The 17,953-nt window shown below is 38.0% G+C and carries 20 protein-coding genes and 1 pseudogene; 8 read left to right on the forward strand and 13 right to left on the reverse strand.

Features of this window, described 5'->3' with window-relative positions:
• Nucleotides 1–81: 81 nt before the first annotated feature.
• The 10 genes from HT728_RS00060 to nrdR form a co-directional block, all read right to left on the reverse strand.
• Nucleotides 82–372, reverse strand: a complete 291-nt coding sequence (locus tag HT728_RS00060; RefSeq protein ID WP_173233142.1) for a hypothetical protein — start codon at nt 370–372, stop codon at nt 82–84.
• 10 nt (nt 373–382) lie between these two features.
• Nucleotides 383–1,033, reverse strand: a complete 651-nt coding sequence (locus tag HT728_RS00065) for an ABC transporter ATP-binding protein (protein ID WP_173233144.1) — start codon at nt 1,031–1,033, stop codon at nt 383–385.
• Between the two features lie 3 nt (nt 1,034–1,036).
• Nucleotides 1,037–1,678 (reverse strand): hypothetical protein, encoded by a 642-nt coding sequence (locus tag HT728_RS00070; RefSeq protein WP_173233286.1) that lies wholly within the window; start codon nt 1,676–1,678, stop codon nt 1,037–1,039.
• A complete protein-coding gene (locus HT728_RS00075; RefSeq protein ID WP_173233146.1) occupies nt 1,671–2,441 on the reverse strand; it encodes a hypothetical protein in 771 nt (256 codons plus the stop codon). Before HT728_RS00075 ends, HT728_RS00070 begins: the two co-directional genes overlap by 8 nt.
• 32 nt (nt 2,442–2,473) lie before the next feature.
• Complete coding sequence (locus HT728_RS00080) at nt 2,474–2,809, reverse strand: hypothetical protein (protein ID WP_173233148.1); 336 nt, start codon at nt 2,807–2,809, stop codon at nt 2,474–2,476.
• Nucleotides 2,810–2,890: 81 nt separating this feature from the next.
• Entirely contained in the window at nt 2,891–4,201 is a 1,311-nt protein-coding gene (gene der / locus HT728_RS00085) for a ribosome biogenesis GTPase Der (protein ID WP_001207696.1), read from the reverse strand.
• Between the two features lie 13 nt (nt 4,202–4,214).
• A complete protein-coding gene (locus HT728_RS00090; protein WP_173233151.1) occupies nt 4,215–4,928 on the reverse strand; it encodes an NADPH-dependent oxidoreductase in 714 nt (237 codons plus the stop codon).
• Entirely contained in the window at nt 4,925–5,821 is an 897-nt protein-coding gene (gene dnaI, locus HT728_RS00095) for a primosomal protein DnaI (RefSeq protein WP_173233153.1), read from the reverse strand. Before dnaI ends, HT728_RS00090 begins: the two co-directional genes overlap by 4 nt.
• The gene (locus tag HT728_RS00100) at nt 5,822–6,991 is read right to left on the reverse strand and encodes a replication initiation and membrane attachment family protein (protein ID WP_173233155.1); all 1,170 of its coding nucleotides are present in this window, start codon (nt 6,989–6,991) and stop codon (nt 5,822–5,824) included.
• The gene (gene nrdR / locus HT728_RS00105; RefSeq protein ID WP_001203672.1) at nt 6,992–7,465 is read right to left on the reverse strand and encodes a transcriptional regulator NrdR; all 474 of its coding nucleotides are present in this window, start codon (nt 7,463–7,465) and stop codon (nt 6,992–6,994) included.
• A gap of 139 nt (nt 7,466–7,604) precedes the next feature.
• On the opposite strand from nrdR, the gene HT728_RS00110 reads away from it, so the two are divergent.
• The 8 genes from HT728_RS00110 (at nt 7,605) to HT728_RS00145 (ending at nt 14,798) form a co-directional block, all read left to right on the forward strand.
• Nucleotides 7,605–7,970 (forward strand): GntR family transcriptional regulator, encoded by a 366-nt coding sequence (locus HT728_RS00110; RefSeq protein WP_000119148.1) that lies wholly within the window; start codon nt 7,605–7,607, stop codon nt 7,968–7,970.
• Between the two features lie 4 nt (nt 7,971–7,974).
• A complete protein-coding gene (locus tag HT728_RS00115) occupies nt 7,975–8,670 on the forward strand; it encodes an ABC transporter ATP-binding protein (protein WP_000054197.1) in 696 nt (231 codons plus the stop codon).
• Between the two features lie 15 nt (nt 8,671–8,685).
• Nucleotides 8,686–9,453: a hypothetical protein gene (locus HT728_RS00120; RefSeq protein ID WP_057517360.1), complete on the forward strand. Its 768-nt coding sequence runs from the start codon at nt 8,686–8,688 to the stop codon at nt 9,451–9,453.
• A 252-nt stretch (nt 9,454–9,705) separates the two neighbouring features.
• On the forward strand, nt 9,706–10,569 hold the full coding sequence (locus HT728_RS00125) for an Rgg/GadR/MutR family transcriptional regulator (protein WP_173233157.1): 864 nt from the start codon (nt 9,706–9,708) through the stop codon (nt 10,567–10,569).
• Between the two features lie 238 nt (nt 10,570–10,807).
• Nucleotides 10,808–12,007, forward strand: a complete 1,200-nt coding sequence (locus HT728_RS00130) for a radical SAM protein (protein ID WP_173219717.1) — start codon at nt 10,808–10,810, stop codon at nt 12,005–12,007.
• The gene (locus HT728_RS00135) at nt 12,000–13,547 is read left to right on the forward strand and encodes an ABC transporter ATP-binding protein (RefSeq protein ID WP_173233159.1); all 1,548 of its coding nucleotides are present in this window, start codon (nt 12,000–12,002) and stop codon (nt 13,545–13,547) included. Before HT728_RS00130 ends, HT728_RS00135 begins: the two co-directional genes overlap by 8 nt.
• Nucleotides 13,548–13,731: 184 nt before the next feature.
• Entirely contained in the window at nt 13,732–14,106 is a 375-nt protein-coding gene (locus HT728_RS00140; RefSeq protein WP_173233161.1) for a CidA/LrgA family protein, read from the forward strand.
• Nucleotides 14,103–14,798: an LrgB family protein gene (locus HT728_RS00145; protein WP_001288954.1), complete on the forward strand. Its 696-nt coding sequence runs from the start codon at nt 14,103–14,105 to the stop codon at nt 14,796–14,798. The genes HT728_RS00140 and HT728_RS00145 overlap by 4 nt, the downstream gene beginning before the upstream one ends.
• A 215-nt stretch (nt 14,799–15,013) precedes the next feature.
• Here HT728_RS00145 and HT728_RS10540 read toward each other — a convergent pair.
• From HT728_RS10540 to HT728_RS00155, 3 genes and pseudogenes are all read right to left on the reverse strand, one after another.
• Nucleotides 15,014–15,163: pseudogene (locus HT728_RS10540) on the reverse strand (IS630 family transposase); the annotation flags it as partial.
• A gap of 566 nt (nt 15,164–15,729) precedes the next feature.
• Nucleotides 15,730–16,929, reverse strand: a complete 1,200-nt coding sequence (locus HT728_RS00150; protein WP_173233163.1) for an ABC transporter permease — start codon at nt 16,927–16,929, stop codon at nt 15,730–15,732.
• Nucleotides 16,926–17,819 (reverse strand): ABC transporter ATP-binding protein, encoded by an 894-nt coding sequence (locus HT728_RS00155; protein ID WP_000895303.1) that lies wholly within the window; start codon nt 17,817–17,819, stop codon nt 16,926–16,928. The genes HT728_RS00150 and HT728_RS00155 overlap by 4 nt, the downstream gene beginning before the upstream one ends.
• Between the last annotated feature and the right edge of the window lie 134 nt (nt 17,820–17,953).

Here is a 17,953-nt window from a genome sequence, read left to right on the forward strand (position 1 = left end):
TTATTTTCAAGGAAGAATCCCCATTTTGAAAAGGAAAAAGAGGCTAGTTTCCAAGCTAACCTCTCTGACTTTTATGATGCTTTAATTGCCAACAAAAATCGGCAAAATCGCAAATAGGATAAATAGATTTATCCAAAGAGAAAAACAGCAGATCAATCCAAAAACAAAGAGACCGACTTTCTTGGACAGCAAGGCCATCAAAATAGACAGAATACCAAAAACTAGCAAGACTTTCTGTATGCTGAAGAGGTCAATCTTCCCCCCCAGAATCGGACTGCCCCAAGGAAGAAAGAAGAAAGCCAGCCAGATCAACAGAACTAAACCAATATAGACCTTAGAATAGCGTGTAATAAATGATTTTAGATGTTCCATAAGCCACCTCCTAGGATTGTATATCCTTTAAATATTGTATATGTCCATTTTCGACAACTAATACATCTGTGCAAAGGTCTGAAATATCTTCCGATATGTGTGATGTCAGGATAACCAGACCATTTTCTTTTTTCAGGTAAGATAAAATGACCTGTTTGGTTAACCTCACACTCTTCTCATCCAAAGCATTCATGGGTTCATCGAGAAAGAGTATAGATGGTTCGGCAATAAAGGCTTGAATCAAAGCTATTTTTTGCTTTGTTCCTAAGGATAAATGACGGTATTCAACATCTTCAAATTCCTTTAAATCATAATATTGGATCCAATCGGCAATTCTTTTTTCCGTAACTTTAGATGAAAAATACCTTAACAGTTCCAAATTTTCTCTAAGGGATAAATGAGATAGAAACTCTACCTTTTCAATTAAAATCCCTGCATCCTGAATATAATGATTTTTTACCCCGTAAACTTTCCCATCTTGAAGAACTTTTCCTTTGTCAAGCTTAATATAACCAGCAAGTACCTTTAAAAGAACCGTTTTGCCAGATCCATTATCACCTTTAAGTCCATAAATTTTTCCTGATTGAAAGACCAGATTTAACTCATTTAAAATAGGTCTTTTCCCATAAATTTTCTGTCCATTTATAATTTCAAGTCTCATCGTTTATCCTTTCTTAAATTTCTCTTCCAAGCGACTAACAATCAACATAACTAATAAACTTAAGAGTACTAAATACACTGTTACAATATGATCCATCATCCATTCTTGTCCCACAAATGCTAAAAAATAGAGAAAAAAGGAAAAACCAGCGCCCGCACTAATCAGTGCTATCAGATAAGACAGTAGTAAGTACAAGATCATTAACTGAGCAAGTAAAAAGAAAAGTGCGACTGTTTTGAAATGAATTCCTAGAGGAAGTAAACCAAGGAACCAGACAAATAAATCTTGAATAAAAAATTTAGAGATGACAACCAATCGTTTCCTTGTATAATCGAAAAAGGAACTTGATTGATAGCGAATTAAGTGATGGTAATGGTCTGCCAAATCACTTTCAAGCAAAATGACAGAGAGCCATCCTACCATGAAAATCGAAAGGTTTAACAAGAGTTTGGGGATTTCTAAATTCGCTTCAGAATAGTCATTATAGGAAAAGATTGAAATCAATTCCCTCTTGAAAAAGAGAAAAACATCCTGCTTTTGAACCACTGTTGACAATAGATAGTTTATCAAAATCATCATCAAAACTATACGAAGTAGTAAAACGATCTTTCTCTTTAGCCAAGTATTGTTAAAGTTCTTAAACATTATCTTCATATTTTTCAAGCACCATATAAGGGACAATATAAAGGATATAAGGAGTAAAGAGTTTCATCAAACTGACATCCCCATAGCTAGCTTGCATCAAACTCGTCATAGGAACCATATAGTATGGCAAGATACTATAGAGCATCATAGAACCAAGCCAAAGAAACATCAAATAGGCAATTGCCGAACGAGTCACATTCCCTAAATAATCAACTATTTTAAAAAAATAGACTGCATTGATGAAAATACCGATTAGTAGGACACAAGTAAAGAACAAATAGCTTGTTATCTCTCCATCTAGGAGCCTTTGTAAACTACTCCCATCAGAAAATAGAGAATTCCATTCAAGAGGAGAAAAAGTCCCAAAGAAATAAGTTAAAATTGCAATTATCAGCACAGTCACTAAATATATCACACAAGGGATACTTGCAAGTATCCCTTGATAACTCACTTCTCTTCCAATACTCAATCGTAAAACTTTATTTTTCAGCTCAATATATTGAAAACCTAGCAAAACAATGATGATTGGAATAATAAATGATTGATAAAAACCTAGATTGAACTGGAGAATACGAAAATCTAATGCTGATTTTAATAAGTCATTTTTAATTGCTTGTCCATCGAATTTAGCTAGATCGGGCGCATGAATATCAAAAAAGAAATAAGTCATCAAAACATCACGATAAACCAAAGCAAGAAAAAGCAAAGTAAGCAAGACATAAACAAATTTATGCCTTGCCAAAGTTAAGAGAGGAATCTTCATAAGCCACCTCCTAAAAATAAAAACCATATAAATCAATGCCTTCCACCTTTAGATTTCCCTAACTCCTTTCTTAGTCTAAGCATTTTTTTGAAACAGGAATAAGTTAACCAATTCAGACCAATAGCTAGCAGAATAAAAAGAAACCAAATGCCCCATAACTTGATATCTGTCAAATTTCTCAAGACGATATTGAAAAACAGAACTGAAACAACTGTCCAAGCAAGGCTAAAAAGAGCATAGAGGGGGATGTAAAACCAGTAAAAATAGTAAAAAATTGGGAAAAATTTACTTTCTCTATTATCCTTTTCAATCCAGTTGAAAAAGTAAAACCAGGGAAATAAGATTATAAATTTAAACAAATGTTTCATCGACACCTCCTTTTTGATAGCGTTTTCTATTATTTTATTATATCAAAAAAATCTGGAAATGTCATTCCAGATTCTGCTTTTTTATTTACGTTTTCTTGCGATGAGATGAATCGGTGTTCCTTCAAAGACAAAGGCCTTGCGGATTTGATTTTCCAAGAAACGCAGGTAAGAAAAGTGCATGAGTTCTTCTTCGTTGACAAAGATAACAAAGGTCGGTGGTTTGGTTGCCACTTGAGTCGCATAGAAAATCTTAAGTCGTTTTCCTTTGTCTGTCGGTGTTGGGTTGATGGCAATAGCATCCATAATGACATCGTTCAAGACAGCTGATGGAATACGTGTATTTTGACTTTCACTGATTTGCTTGATCATCTCAGGAAGTTTGTGAAGACGTTGCTTAGTCAAGGCTGATACAAAGATAATCGGTGCGTAAGGTAGATATTGGAACTGCTCACGAATATCTTCTTCCCAGTTTTTCATAGTGTGGTTGTCTTTTTCAAGCGTATCCCACTTGTTGACCACGATAATCATCCCTTTACCAGCTTCATGGGCAAATCCTGCGATACGTTTATCGTATTCACGAATGCCTTCTTCCGCATTGATGACCATCAAGACCACATCCGAGCGGTCAATAGCACGCATGGCACGCATGACAGAGTATTTCTCAGTATTTTCATAAACCTTACCAGACTTACGCATACCAGCCGTATCAATCATGGTAAACTCTTGACCATCTGTATCTGTAAAGTGGGTATCAATAGCGTCACGCGTTGTTCCAGCAACAGGACTAGCAATGACACGGTCTTCTCCCAAGATAGCATTGATCAAGCTTGATTTTCCAACGTTTGGACGACCAATCAGGCTAAACTTAATGACATCTGGATTTTCTTCTTCATATTCATTTGGAAGGTTTTCCACAATCGCATCTAGTACATCCCCTGTACCGATACCATGGACAGATGAGATAGGCAGTGGTTCACCCAAACCGAGAGCATAGAAATCATAGATATCATTTCTCATCTCAGGGTTGTCCACCTTGTTGACTGCGAGGATAACTGGTTTGTGGGTCTTATAAAGCTTGCGGGCTACGTATTCGTCTGCATCGGTAATTCCTTCCTTACCGGACACGACAAAGACGATAACATCTGCTTCTTCCATGGCAATTTCTGCCTGGTGCTTGATTTGTTCCATGAAAGGAGCATCGACATCATCAATTCCTCCTGTATCAATCATGCTAAAAGAACGATTGAGCCACTCACCCGTTGCATAAATACGGTCACGTGTCACTCCTTCGACATCTTCTACAATGGAGATTCGCTCACCAGCGATCCGATTAAATAGGGTTGATTTCCCAACATTGGGACGTCCTACAATGGCAATAGTTGGTAGGGCCATAATTTCTCACTTTCTACAATAACTTCTTCTGTTCAAGATTTTTTCTAGTTGAGCTTGGTTCAGCTTGACCAAACTGTTCTGCTAGGCGCTGACTCCAGCTTGTGGTCGCACGCGCCCCAGCATAGTCAGCCTGTACACGGTCATAAGCCTCAATCACATCAACTGTTTGTTCCTGATATTCTTCCTCAAAGACAACATTCTCCAGTGGTAGTCTTGGCTTCACATCATGATGTTGATTTGGCACACCTAGTGCCATCCCAAAGACAGGATAGGTGTAGTCAGGCAGGTTAAAAAGTTCTGCAACTTCTTCTGACTTGTAACGCACCAAGCCAATAATGACACCACCATAGCCCAAGCTTTCAGCTGCCAGCAGGGCATTTTGACCAGCAAGAGCCGCATCGACTGAACTAATCAAGAGACCTTCTACACCTTGGGGTTGGAATGAATTGGCATGAAGTCGGGCTCCCTTTTCTGCTCGGTTCAAGTCTCCGACAAAGAGAAGGAAAACAGCTGACTGGCGAATGGCTTCTTGAGGTACCAATTCATACAGAGCATCTTTCTTCTCTTGACTTCGTACCACAATCACAGAGTAGGATTGGAAATTCTTCCAAGACGAGGCCATTTGGGCTGCTGTCAGGATTTCAGTCAAGTCTTCCTGAGGAAGGGATTGCTCCTTAAATCTGCGCACTGAAGTGTGAGCCTTCATTAATTTGATTGTTTCTGTCATCGACGGTTCACTCCTTCTAAACGAGTCTCCTCAGCCAAATAACGGATGCGTTCCATGACTCGTCTGGCTTCCCAGGTTTCGTCATTTCCATGTTTCCCTTTAGCAAAATGCTGCTCCAATTCTTCAAAGTTGAAGTTGGAGGTGAAAAAGGTCGGTAAATTTTCCTGCATCCGATATTGAAGAATGACTTGCAGGATTTCATCACGCACCCAAGCTGTTGATTGCTCGGCACCAATGTCATCTAAAATCAGGACTTCAGAAAGCTTAAGCTCATCCACCAAGGTCTTCACATTGCCATCACTGATAGCATTTTTAGCATCAATGACAAAGCTAGGATAATGGAGAAGAGTTGATGAAACACCTCGTTTTTCTGACAAATCATGGGCTAAGGCAGCCACCATGAAACTTTTACCCACACCAAAGTCTCCATATAGGTAAAGACCTTTTCGAATAGCTGGATATTGCTCCACGAAGGCTAATAACTTTTCAAAAACTGGCAAGCGACCCAAATCATCCAAGTCTACTTGAGCCAAACTAGCTTGCTTGAGACTGGCTGGCAGATTGATTAACTTGAGACGGTTCTTAATAGCCGCTTCTTTTTCCGCCGCAATTAGTTCAGGAGTTTCTTCGTAAGAAACATCCGCATAACCATGATTCATAACCAAAATCGGCTTGTAGCCTTTAGCAATATAATCCGTATCACCACGGAGAAATTTGTCACGCTCGGTGATATATTGATTAAACTTGGAGATACTGCGATTTAATTCCTCTGGAGTCAAGGATTCTTGCTGGATAAAGGCCGCAACATCAGGGTCCTTCATAATTTTCTGGACCAAATCTTGATAATGAAAACGGCTAGGTTGACGTTTGAGTACGTCTCCGACACTTTCCATCTAATCTCCTCCTTTTTCTAATCGAGCTAATAGTTCTTGTTTCTTACGTTCTAGTTCCAGACGAGTTTCCTCGCTGGTTTCATTCTTATAATCTGGATTACTCCACTTGGGTACATTGGACTTGGCAGGACTGGGGTTACTGCTTTTTTGAGCCTGATTCTTCTGCCCTCTCTCACGAATTCGTAAGACTGCCTCTTCTGCCGAATGTATCTTTTGATAGGCGTAGTCATTGGCTACCTTCATGGCATATTTCTCATTGATATTTGCTGAATCCACCTTATTAAAAGTCAACAAGAGAATGATATTGATGACTTCGTCCAGCAAGCCCAAGCCAGCCATCTGTTGCAAGAGTTCTCTTTCTGTTTGAGTAATAGTTCCCTTGCGTGTTTGCTTGATTTCTGCCAAGAACTGCAAGGCCGTTTTACTTTTGGCTTCCTTGATAATGGTCGCTTCCTTAGGACTAAAGTCAGAGGAAATCGGTTTTTGAGCGATTTTTTCCCGCATGCGTTTGGTTGAAATAACCCGGGAAACAGCTGTTGACTTAGCCAATTGATAGGTTTCAAACCAAGTCCATTTCTTCTCCTCGGCAATGGCAAAGAGGTTTAAGACGTCGGACTGCTCATCCGCAAAGCGAAGTCCATCTCGAGCCATAAGCTGACGAAAATGGTCCAAGTCAAAATCGTTGGCCACTTTCTTCTTGAGACCAAGGTCTTCTTGACTTCCCAGCTCTGCCAAATCTGGAAAGACTTGATTGAGTGAGACAGGTATTTCTTCTCCCTCAGTGCTCTCAACTTTCAAATCCTCCACAGCTGCATCACCAATCTTCTTCTCCAAAAGTCTGCGATAAACAGGATGTTCCAAGAAATCCTGACTTGAAAGAGGAGCATGGAGGGCTAGCTGATAAACATCCCCCTTTTGATAGAGGGTCAAGAGATTAAAAGCAGATAGGATTTTCAGGGATTTTATCAGTCTATCCATCCCAAAGTTGAGATGGTTAAGAATGCTTGAAAAAAGATATTCCTTTCTGCCATTATCCCAAAAACTAATCGTATAAAGATAAAGGCTCAGTGCCTCCTGACCGATAATCGGGAGGTAGCACTGTACCAGAGATGAGGTATCTTGCGACACCCGATTATTCTTTAGATAAGAAAAACGGTCAATTGGCTTCATTTATCTTTCCTTTTTCTTTTTAGAGGACTGGGTGATTTGTTGGAGCAAGCTCTCTAACTCACTAACATCCTTAAAACTACGATAGACACTGGCAAAACGTACATAGGTAATCTCATCTAACTCAGCCAACTCCTCCATGACGAGTGAACCAATGTCCTCACTTTGAATTTCATTTTCATTTCGACCACGGAGTTTCTGTTCGATACGATTGACTACCATGTTGATTTCATCACTTGACACAGGACGTTTCTGGGCTGAGCGGATAATCCCATTAAAGATTTTATCTCTGGAGAATTGTTCCCGTGTGCCATCTTTTTTAACAACCACTAAGGTTCTTTCTTCTACCCGTTCGTAGGTTGTAAAACGGTGTTGGCATTCGTCGCACTCACGTCTTCTACGAATGGTGTTCCCTTCTTCTGCTTGGCGACTATCGATAACACTTGACTTGGTAGCCCCACATTTTGGACAACGCATCCTTTCCCTCCTTATCGTTTTCTTTTCATTATACCATTTTTTAAACGATTCCCAAAACAATTCTTCTTTTTGCTTGACAAGTTTTTTGTTTTGTTGTATTATTTAATTAAGACAAAAAGATAAAAGAAAGGAGACCAAGATGTCCTGGACATTTGACAACAAAAAACCCATCTATTTACAGATTATGGAGAAAATCAAGCTTCAGATTGTTTCCCATACACTGGAAGCCAATCAACAACTTCCAACCGTGAGAGAGCTAGCAAGCGAGGCCGGTGTCAATCCAAACACCATCCAAAGAGCCTTGTCAGACCTTGAACGAGAAGGATTTGTCTACAGCAAGCGCACAACTGGACGATTTGTGACTGAAGATAAAGAGCTGATCGCCCAATCGCGCAAACAATTATCAGAAGAAGAATTGGAACACTTCGTTTCCTCCATGACCCATTTTGGCTATGAAAAAGAAGAACTACCAAGCGTAGTCGGCGATTATATTAAAGGAGTTTAAGCCTATGTCATTACTAGCATTTGAAAATGTATCCAAATCATATGGAGCAACACCAGCCCTTGAAAATGTTTCTCTTGACATTCCAGCTGGAAAAATTGTTGGTCTCCTTGGCCCAAACGGCTCAGGAAAAACAACCCTGATTAAACTAATCAATGGCCTCTTACAACCAGATCAAGGACGTGTCCTTATCAACGACATGGACCCAAGCCCAGCAACCAAGGCCATCGTAGCTTATTTACCTGATACCACCTATCTTAATGAACAAATGAAGGTCAAAGAAGCCCTAACCTACTTCAAGACCTTCTATAAAGATTTCAATCTTGAACGTGCCCATCATCTACTTGCAGACCTTGGTATTGATGAAAATAGTCGTCTCAAGAAACTATCAAAAGGAAACAAGGAAAAAGTCCAATTGATTTTGGTTATGAGCCGTGATGCCCGTCTCTACGTTTTAGACGAACCCATTGGTGGGGTGGATCCAGCAGCCCGTGAGTATATCCTCAATACCATTATCAACAACTACTCACCAACTTCTACCGTTTTGATTTCTACCCACTTGATTTCAGATATCGAGCCAATCTTGGATGAAATTGTCTTCCTCAAAGACGGAAAAGTCGTTCGTCAAGGCAATGTAGACGATATTCGCTATGAGTCTGGTGAATCCATTGACCAGCTCTTCCGTCAGGAATTTAAGGCCTAAGCAAAGGAGATTATTATGTTTTGGAATTTAGTTCGCTACGAATTTAAAAATGTTAACAAGTGGTATTTAGCCCTCTACGCAGCCGTGCTAGTCCTTTCTGCCCTTATCGGGATACAAGCACAGACCTATAACAATCTGCCTGTCAAAGAAAGCCAACCTGTTTTACTTACTTTTCTAGCCCTCGTCTTTGGTGGCTTGATGATTACACTTGGAATTTCAACTCTTTTCTTAATCATTAAACGCTTTAAAGGCAGTGTCTATGACCGACAAGGCTATCTGACTTTGACCCTTCCAGTATCTGAACACCATATCATCACAGCCAAACTAGTCGGTGCCTTCATCTGGTCGATGATTAGCACTGCTATCCTAGTTCTAAGTGCTGTTATTATTGTGACCATAACGGTTCCAGAATGGATCCCTCTTTCTTATGTGATTACATTTGTAGAAACACATCTCCCTCAGATCTTTCTTACAGGTATATCCTTCCTACTAAATACCATTTCCAGCATCCTCTGCATCTACTTGGCTATTTCCATTGGACAGCTTTTCAATGAATACCGTACAGCACTCGCTGTTGCAGCCTACATTGGTATCCAAATCGTCATTGGATTTATTGAACTTTTCTTCAATCTTAGTTCTAATTTCTATGTCAATTCACTTGTAGGGCTTAATGACCATTTCTATATGGGAGCAGGTATAGCCATTGTTGAAGAACTCATTTTCATAGCTATCTTTTACCTCGGAACCTACTATATTTTGAGAAACAAGGTTAATTTGCAATAATTTTAAAATCAAATAAGAAAAACACAGAAAGTCAAATTAATAAAAAATTGATTTTCTGTGTTTTTTAGATTATTGCTAACTAATTTTGGTTTTAGCCAACACCAATAACAATTATTGACTCTAGAATACATAGAATCATGGTTATAATCATCTTTTTATTCATATAAACAACCTCACTTTCTTTTTTATATATGATATAATATTTTGAAAACATACTAAAAAATTCCCATATAAGCAATTGAGGTGACAGAAATGAAAAATTACGGAAAAATTTTTAAACAATTTAGAGAATCACGTGGATTAACATTAAAAGATGTTGCAAAACATGGTCTATCTACATCACATATTTCTAGATTTGAAAGAGAAAATTCTGATCTGACGATTGGTAAATTTATGCAAGCATTAGATGCTATTAATATTCCTGTTGAAGAATTTATGTATGCTGCAAATGACTTTCATCGGGATGAAATAAATGAATTATTAGAGCAAATTCGACTTCTAAGCTCTAAAAGAGATATTTCAGGAATGGAAAAACTACTTATTTCTCAACTTGAAAAGACTACAAAAAGAGAGAAATTCTATACTCTGAATACCATTCTAGTAAAAATTCGCTTACAAGATTTGTCAGAAAAAATCTATTACCATGAATCTGATATTAAATATCTATCTGACTATCTTTTTTCTGTGGAATACTGGGGATGCTATGAATTACTTTTGTTTATGAATACTATAGATGTATTATCTCACCCTACTATGATGTGCTTATCAAGAGAAATGTGTCAACGTTCCGAATTCTACAGAGATTTACCACATTATCGTAGATTGCTTGCCACCATGTTACTAAATGGATATATCACGTGTATAGAAAGAGAGGAATTTTTAGATTCTTTATATTTTAAAAAGCAACTAAAACATTGTTATTTTACAGAAACTGAGATATATGAAAAATTAGTTTTTCACTATGCCGAAAACTTATATACTTTAAAAAAAGACAAAAATAAACGTTCTGTTTTAGAAATGAGAAAGTGCATAGCAACGATGAAGTTAGTCCACAGCGATAGCTTAGCAAAAAAATTTGAAAAACATTTAGCAAAGGTAATAGAAGAACTGAAATAATTTTCTTATATGGGAAAATTTTTAATTATTATTTCAAAAAGAGTATCATTAAATCATCAAATTAAGGAGGTGAAAATATGAGAACAGTGCAAATTATTGACCTTGAAGATCTATTAGATACAGATCAAACTTACTCCGTACCAGGTCATTGTGGTCCAAGCCATTCTTGTGGTGGCGGACGATAGTTTTCTATGAGACGAGTTCTCACTCGTCTCCTTTATTTTATAATGGTGATATTATGCTAAAAAAAATATATACTAATATTGGAGATTATTATTTCGATAGTGAGAAATTCACATTATCTACTTCTTCAGTAGAGGGAACTACCTCCTATAAGCCCCCCTACATCCCCAAAAATGTTTTACAAAAAATTGTTATTAACATATCTAACAGTTGCAATTTATCCTGTTCTTACTGTTATGCGGATGGTGGAAATTACGGCATGGATAATAAAATCATGACTCTAGATACTGCTGATAATATTATTAACGAAGTCAAATTTAGAGGTATAACACAAATTAATAGACTTATCCTATTTGGTGGAGAACCTTTTCTTAATACTCAATTATTCGAATACATTATTAAAGAATTTTCCAAATTTACAACTATACTTAAAATAGAAACCGTGACTAACGGAACAATACTAAATAATAATGTTAAAAAAATAATAGATAATTTCCAACCATATCTAACTATTAGTTTAGATGGTCCAGAATTTATACATGATAAATTAAGAGGTAAAGGTAGTCATCGTAAAACTACTAAATTTATCCACTATTTAAAAACTATAAACTACACTAATTTTGAAATTGCTTCAACATACACTAGACTACATCAATTACATTCTCTAAGTAGAGATGATATTTTCCAATATTTTACAAATATGGATGTACACTTTAACATCAATGACGTATTTAGTAAAAATAAGGTGCTTGTGGTTAAAGAAATGGAAAAAAGCTTAGTAGATAGGAAAAAATTCATTACTGATTCTATAAATAATATTGTTGAAAATAATGAAAAAGCTTTTATAAGTCCCATCCTATATGATGTTTTAATTTCTATGATTTATAAGAGTACTAATCATACATTCTGCGACGATATAGATCCTTCAAATACCATAACTTTTGATGTTGATGGTAGCAAAAAATTGTGTTTTAGATTTTGGGGAACTCATAATAGCTCTAAAGCAGAGCTATTTAATAATAAAGAATACTTCCAACAATGTAAAGATTGTTGGTGTAAAGGTATGTGTCTTGAATGCGTTGCTAATATCATTGATGGTTATTCTTCAGTAATTAACGAAGATGGACAATTTATAGAATGTCATAAGCCTGAATTAATGGAATATTGTATTAAAGAAATCATTTATCTTTCACAAGATCAATCCAAAATATCTAAACTCGTTAATAATTTCAAAAGGTTTATCCGCTATGCTTAAAAATTTCTTTTCCAAGAAACACCTCATACTTTACTTCTTTTCTATTGCGATTACTTGGCTGGAAGCAATTATCACACCAGCCCTTGTTCAGAATATTGTTACCAGTTTTACCAATCAAGAGCTAGGCCTTCTTTGGAAAGTTTTGATTTTGGGAATCCTTGGAAACCTCATCCTCTTACTAGGCTTAGCTGGGAAACGCTATTACTACGCTCGTTTGATTACTGACTTCAAATATGGAATCAAGAGTGCTATTTTCAAGCGATTTTTAAACAGTTATGAGATTGATGAAAAGGATATTTTGTCCGACCTAGAAAATGACGTCAAGCAACTAGAAGAAAGCTATATTGAGCCAACGGTCATCATCATTTCTTCTCTTGGCTTCACAACTGTGTCCATTCTCTATGCCCTATGGACTAATTTTTACCTAGGCTTGATTTTCATCCTCTTCTACTCCTTTCCTGTACTCTGCAGTGCTATCGGATCAAAGCGTTTGGACTCACTTTCTGAAAAGCGGTCCACTGTTAACCAGAGCTACTTAGCAAGCTTGACAAATTTTATTGGTGGTAGCCAACAAATTCGCCATTATCAGGGACAAGACTACTTTTTTACTCGCTACCAAAAACAATTACAAACCAGTCTAGATGCCGAAATCAACTATGAAAAACAACGCACTTTAAACAGTCTCTTGATCAATAGCATCGATGCCTTTTGTTCTGTCACACCAATCGTCATCGGTGGCTTTATGACCTACTATAATTATTTAGATGCGGCGAGTTTTGTGGCTATCTATCTAGTTTCCCATAATATCGGCTATCAATTCCAAGAGTTGGCTTACTTTACCAACACCCGAAAAGCGACTCGAACTCTTCTCAACAAATACCAAAAACTTTTGAACCAGTCTGATCCCATCTCGCCTAGAAGCATAGAAAATATTTTCCCTATCCAACTTGACACCATCTCCCTTGAAAAAGAGGGGAATAGCCTCTTGTCTCCGATTTCCATACACATCAAGCAAGGAGAAAAAATTGCCATTATCGGGGAAAGCGGCTCTGGTAAAACAACCCTGCTCAATATCATTCATGGAGAAGAGACACCAACAAGTGGTCAGATTAGCTTTGCTGGTCAGAACCTGTCACGTCAAGAAATCACAAGTATTAGTTCCTATATTCTCCAAGATAGCCATTGCTTTGACACGCTATCTCTGGAAGACAATATCCTTCTAGGACTGGATAAAAATCCAGAGACTTTAAATCATATCCTCAAAAAAACAGGATTAGAACATTTGAAAAATCGACCCCTCAGCAATGATAGTCTGTCTGGTGGCGAAAAACAACGCCTAGAAATCGCTCGCGCCCTCTACCACGATAGACAACTCATTTTAGCAGATGAGATTAAGGCCAATCTTGACTCGGAAAATAGCAAAAAAATTAGCGACTTGCTCTTCTCCCTACCTCAAACAGTCATTGAAGTCATTCACCACTACACAGAAGAGGACTTAAAGCACTATGACCAAGTCATTCACTTAAGCAAAGAAAAGTAGTATTCTTCGAAAATCGCTTCAAACTATGTCAGTTTGACCTACAAACCCAACACTTTGCTTTGAGCAACATGCAGCTGACTTTCTAGTTTGTTCTTTAATTTTCATTATCCCTTGTGCATTTCCTTGAAATTTTCTGAAAAAAGAGTAAACTGGTATGCAAGAAGTCTATTTCGTGGAGTTTAGGATGAAATTATATGTTCAATTAATGATTCTCTTTGTGATTTCTCTAATCGGAGAGGGGATTTCCAGTTTCTTTCATTTGCCCATACCCGGCAGTATTATAGGTTTGATTATTCTTTTTCTAGCCCTACAATTCAAGTGGCTGAGAACTAGGCATGTCAACATGGTGGGGAATTTCTTGCTGACCAATATGACCATTCTCTTTTTGCCGCCAGCAGTGGGAATCATGGAGAAGTTTGATGTGATTGCTCCCTATCTTTTGCCCATTGTTTTGATTGTCTTTTTTGCAGCAGTCATCAATATTATCCTTATTGCCTTGGTGGTTCAGTTTATCAAGAGACGATTTGAGGGAGATTATGAGAAAGGAGATGCCAAATGAGTGAATTTGTTTCCAATCCCCTGTTTGGGCTTGCCTTATCTATCCTAGCTTATCTAGTGGGGATGTTGATTTACAGACGTTTTCCTCATCCATTGACAACGCCCTTGCTTTTGTCAGCTGTTTTCATTATTATCATTCTAAAGGTGACGGGTATTTCTTATCAAGATTACTACCAAGGTGGGGTTTATTTGAACAACTTGATTGTCCCATCGACCGTGGCTCTAGGGATTCCGCTTTATAAGAGTTTTCATCTGATGAAGCACCATGCTCGGAGTATTCTCTTTGGTAGTTTGCTAGCAGTAGTTGTCAATACCTCTTTCACAGCCCTTGTGGCGAAAATATTTGGCATGGACTTTTTCCTAGCTATTTCTCTCTTTCCCAAGTCAGTGACAACCGCCATGGCAGTAGGAATTACAGAAAAATTGCAAGGTCTGACTACTGTGACCTTAGTGGTTGTAGTGGCGACTGGGATTTTAACTAGTGTCATCGGACCAACCCTTTTGAAGTGGTTGAAAATTGACGATCCAGTAGCTGTTGGTCTTTCTCTTGGAGGAACAGGCCACGCAGTCGGAACAGGTACAGCCTTCCGATACGGCTCTGTAGCAGGAGCCATGGGTGGTTTGGCTATCGGTGTCACCGGTATTCTCTATGTCTTTGTCAGCCCCATCGTAGCTAGTTTGATATTGAGTTAATACTCTTCGAAAATCTCTTCAAACCGCGTCAACGTCGCCTTGCCGTAGGTATGGTTACTGACTTCGTCAGTTTCATCTACAACCTCAAAACACTGTTTTGAGCAACCTGCGGCTAGTTTCCTAGTTTGCTCTTTGATTTTCATTGAGTATAAAAAGCAAGGAATTCGAGCAATCTCATTATGGTAGTGACATGGGGGGCTAACTTCTCATATTTATACATTTCTCCAATCAGTTAGTTGATTACAATCGAGATTTTCTATACTCTCCTTATAAGATTTTCGCATAAGATGAGACAGCACACGCTGAAGACGTCTATGTTATTTAGATTTAATGCAATCTTTTAAAAGAGTTTTGATAATCTATATTTCTTATTTAGTTTAGTTGATTTCATATCACTATACTATAATGCTTATCCAAATGATTACACTATCAAAACATCTTATTATTGGATGCTTACGAAACAGATTTTTATACTCTTCAAACCACGTCAACTTGTCCTTAGTGTGTATATGTTACTGACTTGGTCAGTTCCTCAACCTCAAAACTATGTTTCGAGGAGCCTTCCGCTAACTTCCCAGTCTGATTTTCATTGACTATTAACGATACTTTATCACATAAAGAGGCTGGATGAAAAGTCTTCACAATCAAAAAATGCATACTATCAGGTCTTAAAAAATCCTGGTAGTATGCGTTTTTTATGAGCTGACTTATTTCCTTTCACTATATCGCAAAATGAAATAAGAACGGAACGATGAGATTTTGGAATTCAAATCAATTTATAAGAATGTTTTAGAAGCAATATTATCCTATTTCAGATTCAGTTCACTATACAATTGAGTTTTCAAGCAACCTATTTACATAATGTGTAAGTAATTAGGTTCGTGATTTCACTCTTTTCATTTCTAAAAAACCTCGCTTTCGCGAGGCTCTTCTATCTATAAGATAAGGCACGTCTAAAGGTTTTCCAAATCCCTAAATCATCCGTTTGAAGGACTAGGCTGGCATACATGCGTCCGATAAATCCTGTTGCTAGCACCGCAAAAATCACTGTAATAGCAAGCGAAATCCATGCTTCTACTCCCCCTGCATAGCCATTAATAGCTCTAAATGGCATGAAGAAAGTCGAAATAAAGGGAATATATGAACCAATCTTCAAGATAAGATTGTCACCAGCTGCACCCAGAGCTGTCACTCCAAAAAAACCACCCATAATCAAAATCATCAAAGGAGACAAGGCTTTTCCTGCGTCCTCAGGACGAGAAACCATAGAACCTAGAAAGGCCGCCAAGACGACGTACATAAAGAGACTAACCAAAATAAAGAGCAAGGTATTCAGTGAGAAAGCATCTCCCAAGTGATCTAAAACACCAGACTGAGCCAAGAATGGCAAATCTTTAAAGAACAGAATGGCAGCCAGACCACCTACAACATAAATCCCGATATGCGTTAAAATCACCAGAAATAGAGCCATCATCCGCGCATAGAAATAGTGACTTGCCCTTATGCTAGAAAAGACAACTTCCATAATTTTGGTGCCTTTTTCACTGGCAACTTCCTGAGCCGTCACACCCGCATAGGTAATCAGAATCATATAAAGAAAGAATCCTAAGGCGCCTGCTGCAATTGTTTGAATAAACTTTTTATTTTCCTTGGCTTCATCAATCTTTTCTGTGAATTGAACTGTCTGCGCTAGGCGTTTTTCCTGCTCTTGAGACAAGGAGGCCGTTGAACGATTAAGCTGATTTTGCAGTTCATTGAGTGTACCTGTAACCTCAAATTTAATTCCATTTTCAAGCGATGTTTCGCCATGATAAACTGCCTTTAGAACACTATCTTCTTGATCAATGGTCAGATAGCCTTTTAATTTTTCATCTTTAATCGCTTCTTTTGCACTTGCTTCGTCTTTATAGTCAAAGTTAATACCATTTACATTCTTCAGTCCTTCTGCTACAGATGGCACTGTTGTCACCACTGCCACTTTATCATTTTTAGCCATTGAAGAACCTTGGAGATAGCCAATTCCTCCAGAGATTCCTAAAAAGAGGAACGGCGAAATCACCATAAAGAAGAAACTCCACGATTTGACATGTCGAAGATAGGTTTCCTTGATTACAACCCACATATTTCTCATACTTCCACCCCTGATTCTAGTTTAAAGATTTCATCGATTGTTGGCGCTTGCTGGTCAAAGGTTGCGATATATTGCCCCTGAGTCAAGATTGGGAAGAGTTCCCTTCCAGCGCTCTCATCCTCCAAGATCAATTTCCAACTGCCTTGTTTAGTCAAGCTCACCTGTTTGACATGAGGAAGGTTTTCCAATTCTTCCTTACTTCGTTCACTTGAAACAAAGAGACGCGTTTTCCCATATTGATTTCGGACATCCTGGACCGGTCCATGCAAGACCACACGACCATCTCGAATCATCAGAATATCGTCACAAAGTTCCTCAACGTTGGTCATGACATGGTCAGAAAAGATAATGGTTGCTCCGCGCTCTTTTTCCTGAAAAATGACTTGCTTGAGCAATTCTGTATTGACTGGGTCCAATCCACTGAAAGGCTCATCCAAGATAATCAAGTCTGGTTCATGAATCAGAGTAATAATGAGCTGAATCTTCTGCTGATTTCCTTTTGACAGGCTCTTGATTTTATCTGTCAGCTTTCCTTTCACTTCCAACCTCTTCATCCATTGAGGGAGTTTTTCCTTAACTTCCTTGGCATCCATACCTTTTAGAGTCGCCAAGTAGCGAACTTGTTCAAGGACTGTCAATTTAGGCATGAGACTGCGTTCTTCAGGCAGATAACCAATCCGAGCGTAGGTTTCCTGACGAATATCCTGACCATCCAGACTGATTTCTCCTTGGTATTCTAAAAATTTCAAAATACTGTGGAAAATTGTTGTCTTCCCAGCACCGTTTTTCCCAACTAGTCCCAAAATACGACCTGGTCGCGCTTGAAAGTCAATACCAAACAAAACTTGCTTGGATCCAAAACTTTTCTCTAGACTTCTTACTTCTAGCATCTTTAACCTCCGAAATTTTTTTCACTCATTATACTCCTTTTTGATAGCCTTTACAATGATTTCTGTCCATTTTTAGAAGACTAATGCTATGTAAAATAGGGCATGGAGCGATTTTAGTGATAAATCCATTATAC

The sequence above is a fragment of the Streptococcus sp. 544 genome (assembly GCF_013277385.1).
GTDB lineage: Bacteria > Bacillota > Bacilli > Lactobacillales > Streptococcaceae > Streptococcus > Streptococcus mitis_BA.

Coding starts and splice junctions, on each gene's coding strand:
- HT728_RS00060 (WP_173233142.1), bottom strand. CDS start 372: ATGGAACATCTAAAATCATTTATTACACGCTATTCTAAGGTCTATATT.
- HT728_RS00065 (WP_173233144.1), bottom strand. CDS start 1,033: ATGAGACTTGAAATTATAAATGGACAGAAAATTTATGGGAAAAGACCT.
- HT728_RS00070 (WP_173233286.1), bottom strand. CDS start 1,678: ATGTTTAAGAACTTTAACAATACTTGGCTAAAGAGAAAGATCGTTTTA.
- HT728_RS00075 (WP_173233146.1), bottom strand. CDS start 2,441: ATGAAGATTCCTCTCTTAACTTTGGCAAGGCATAAATTTGTTTATGTC.
- HT728_RS00080 (WP_173233148.1), bottom strand. CDS start 2,809: ATGAAACATTTGTTTAAATTTATAATCTTATTTCCCTGGTTTTACTTT.
- der (WP_001207696.1), bottom strand. CDS start 4,201: ATGGCCCTACCAACTATTGCCATTGTAGGACGTCCCAATGTTGGGAAA.
- HT728_RS00090 (WP_173233151.1), bottom strand. CDS start 4,928: ATGACAGAAACAATCAAATTAATGAAGGCTCACACTTCAGTGCGCAGA.
- dnaI (WP_173233153.1), bottom strand. CDS start 5,821: ATGGAAAGTGTCGGAGACGTACTCAAACGTCAACCTAGCCGTTTTCAT.
- HT728_RS00100 (WP_173233155.1), bottom strand. CDS start 6,991: ATGAAGCCAATTGACCGTTTTTCTTATCTAAAGAATAATCGGGTGTCG.
- nrdR (WP_001203672.1), bottom strand. CDS start 7,465: ATGCGTTGTCCAAAATGTGGGGCTACCAAGTCAAGTGTTATCGATAGT.
- HT728_RS00110 (WP_000119148.1), top strand. CDS start 7,605: ATGTCCTGGACATTTGACAACAAAAAACCCATCTATTTACAGATTATG.
- HT728_RS00115 (WP_000054197.1), top strand. CDS start 7,975: ATGTCATTACTAGCATTTGAAAATGTATCCAAATCATATGGAGCAACA.
- HT728_RS00120 (WP_057517360.1), top strand. CDS start 8,686: ATGTTTTGGAATTTAGTTCGCTACGAATTTAAAAATGTTAACAAGTGG.
- HT728_RS00125 (WP_173233157.1), top strand. CDS start 9,706: ATGAAAAATTACGGAAAAATTTTTAAACAATTTAGAGAATCACGTGGA.
- HT728_RS00130 (WP_173219717.1), top strand. CDS start 10,808: ATGCTAAAAAAAATATATACTAATATTGGAGATTATTATTTCGATAGT.
- HT728_RS00135 (WP_173233159.1), top strand. CDS start 12,000: ATGCTTAAAAATTTCTTTTCCAAGAAACACCTCATACTTTACTTCTTT.
- HT728_RS00140 (WP_173233161.1), top strand. CDS start 13,732: ATGAAATTATATGTTCAATTAATGATTCTCTTTGTGATTTCTCTAATC.
- HT728_RS00145 (WP_001288954.1), top strand. CDS start 14,103: ATGAGTGAATTTGTTTCCAATCCCCTGTTTGGGCTTGCCTTATCTATC.
- HT728_RS00150 (WP_173233163.1), bottom strand. CDS start 16,929: ATGAGAAATATGTGGGTTGTAATCAAGGAAACCTATCTTCGACATGTC.
- HT728_RS00155 (WP_000895303.1), bottom strand. CDS start 17,819: ATGCTAGAAGTAAGAAGTCTAGAGAAAAGTTTTGGATCCAAGCAAGTT.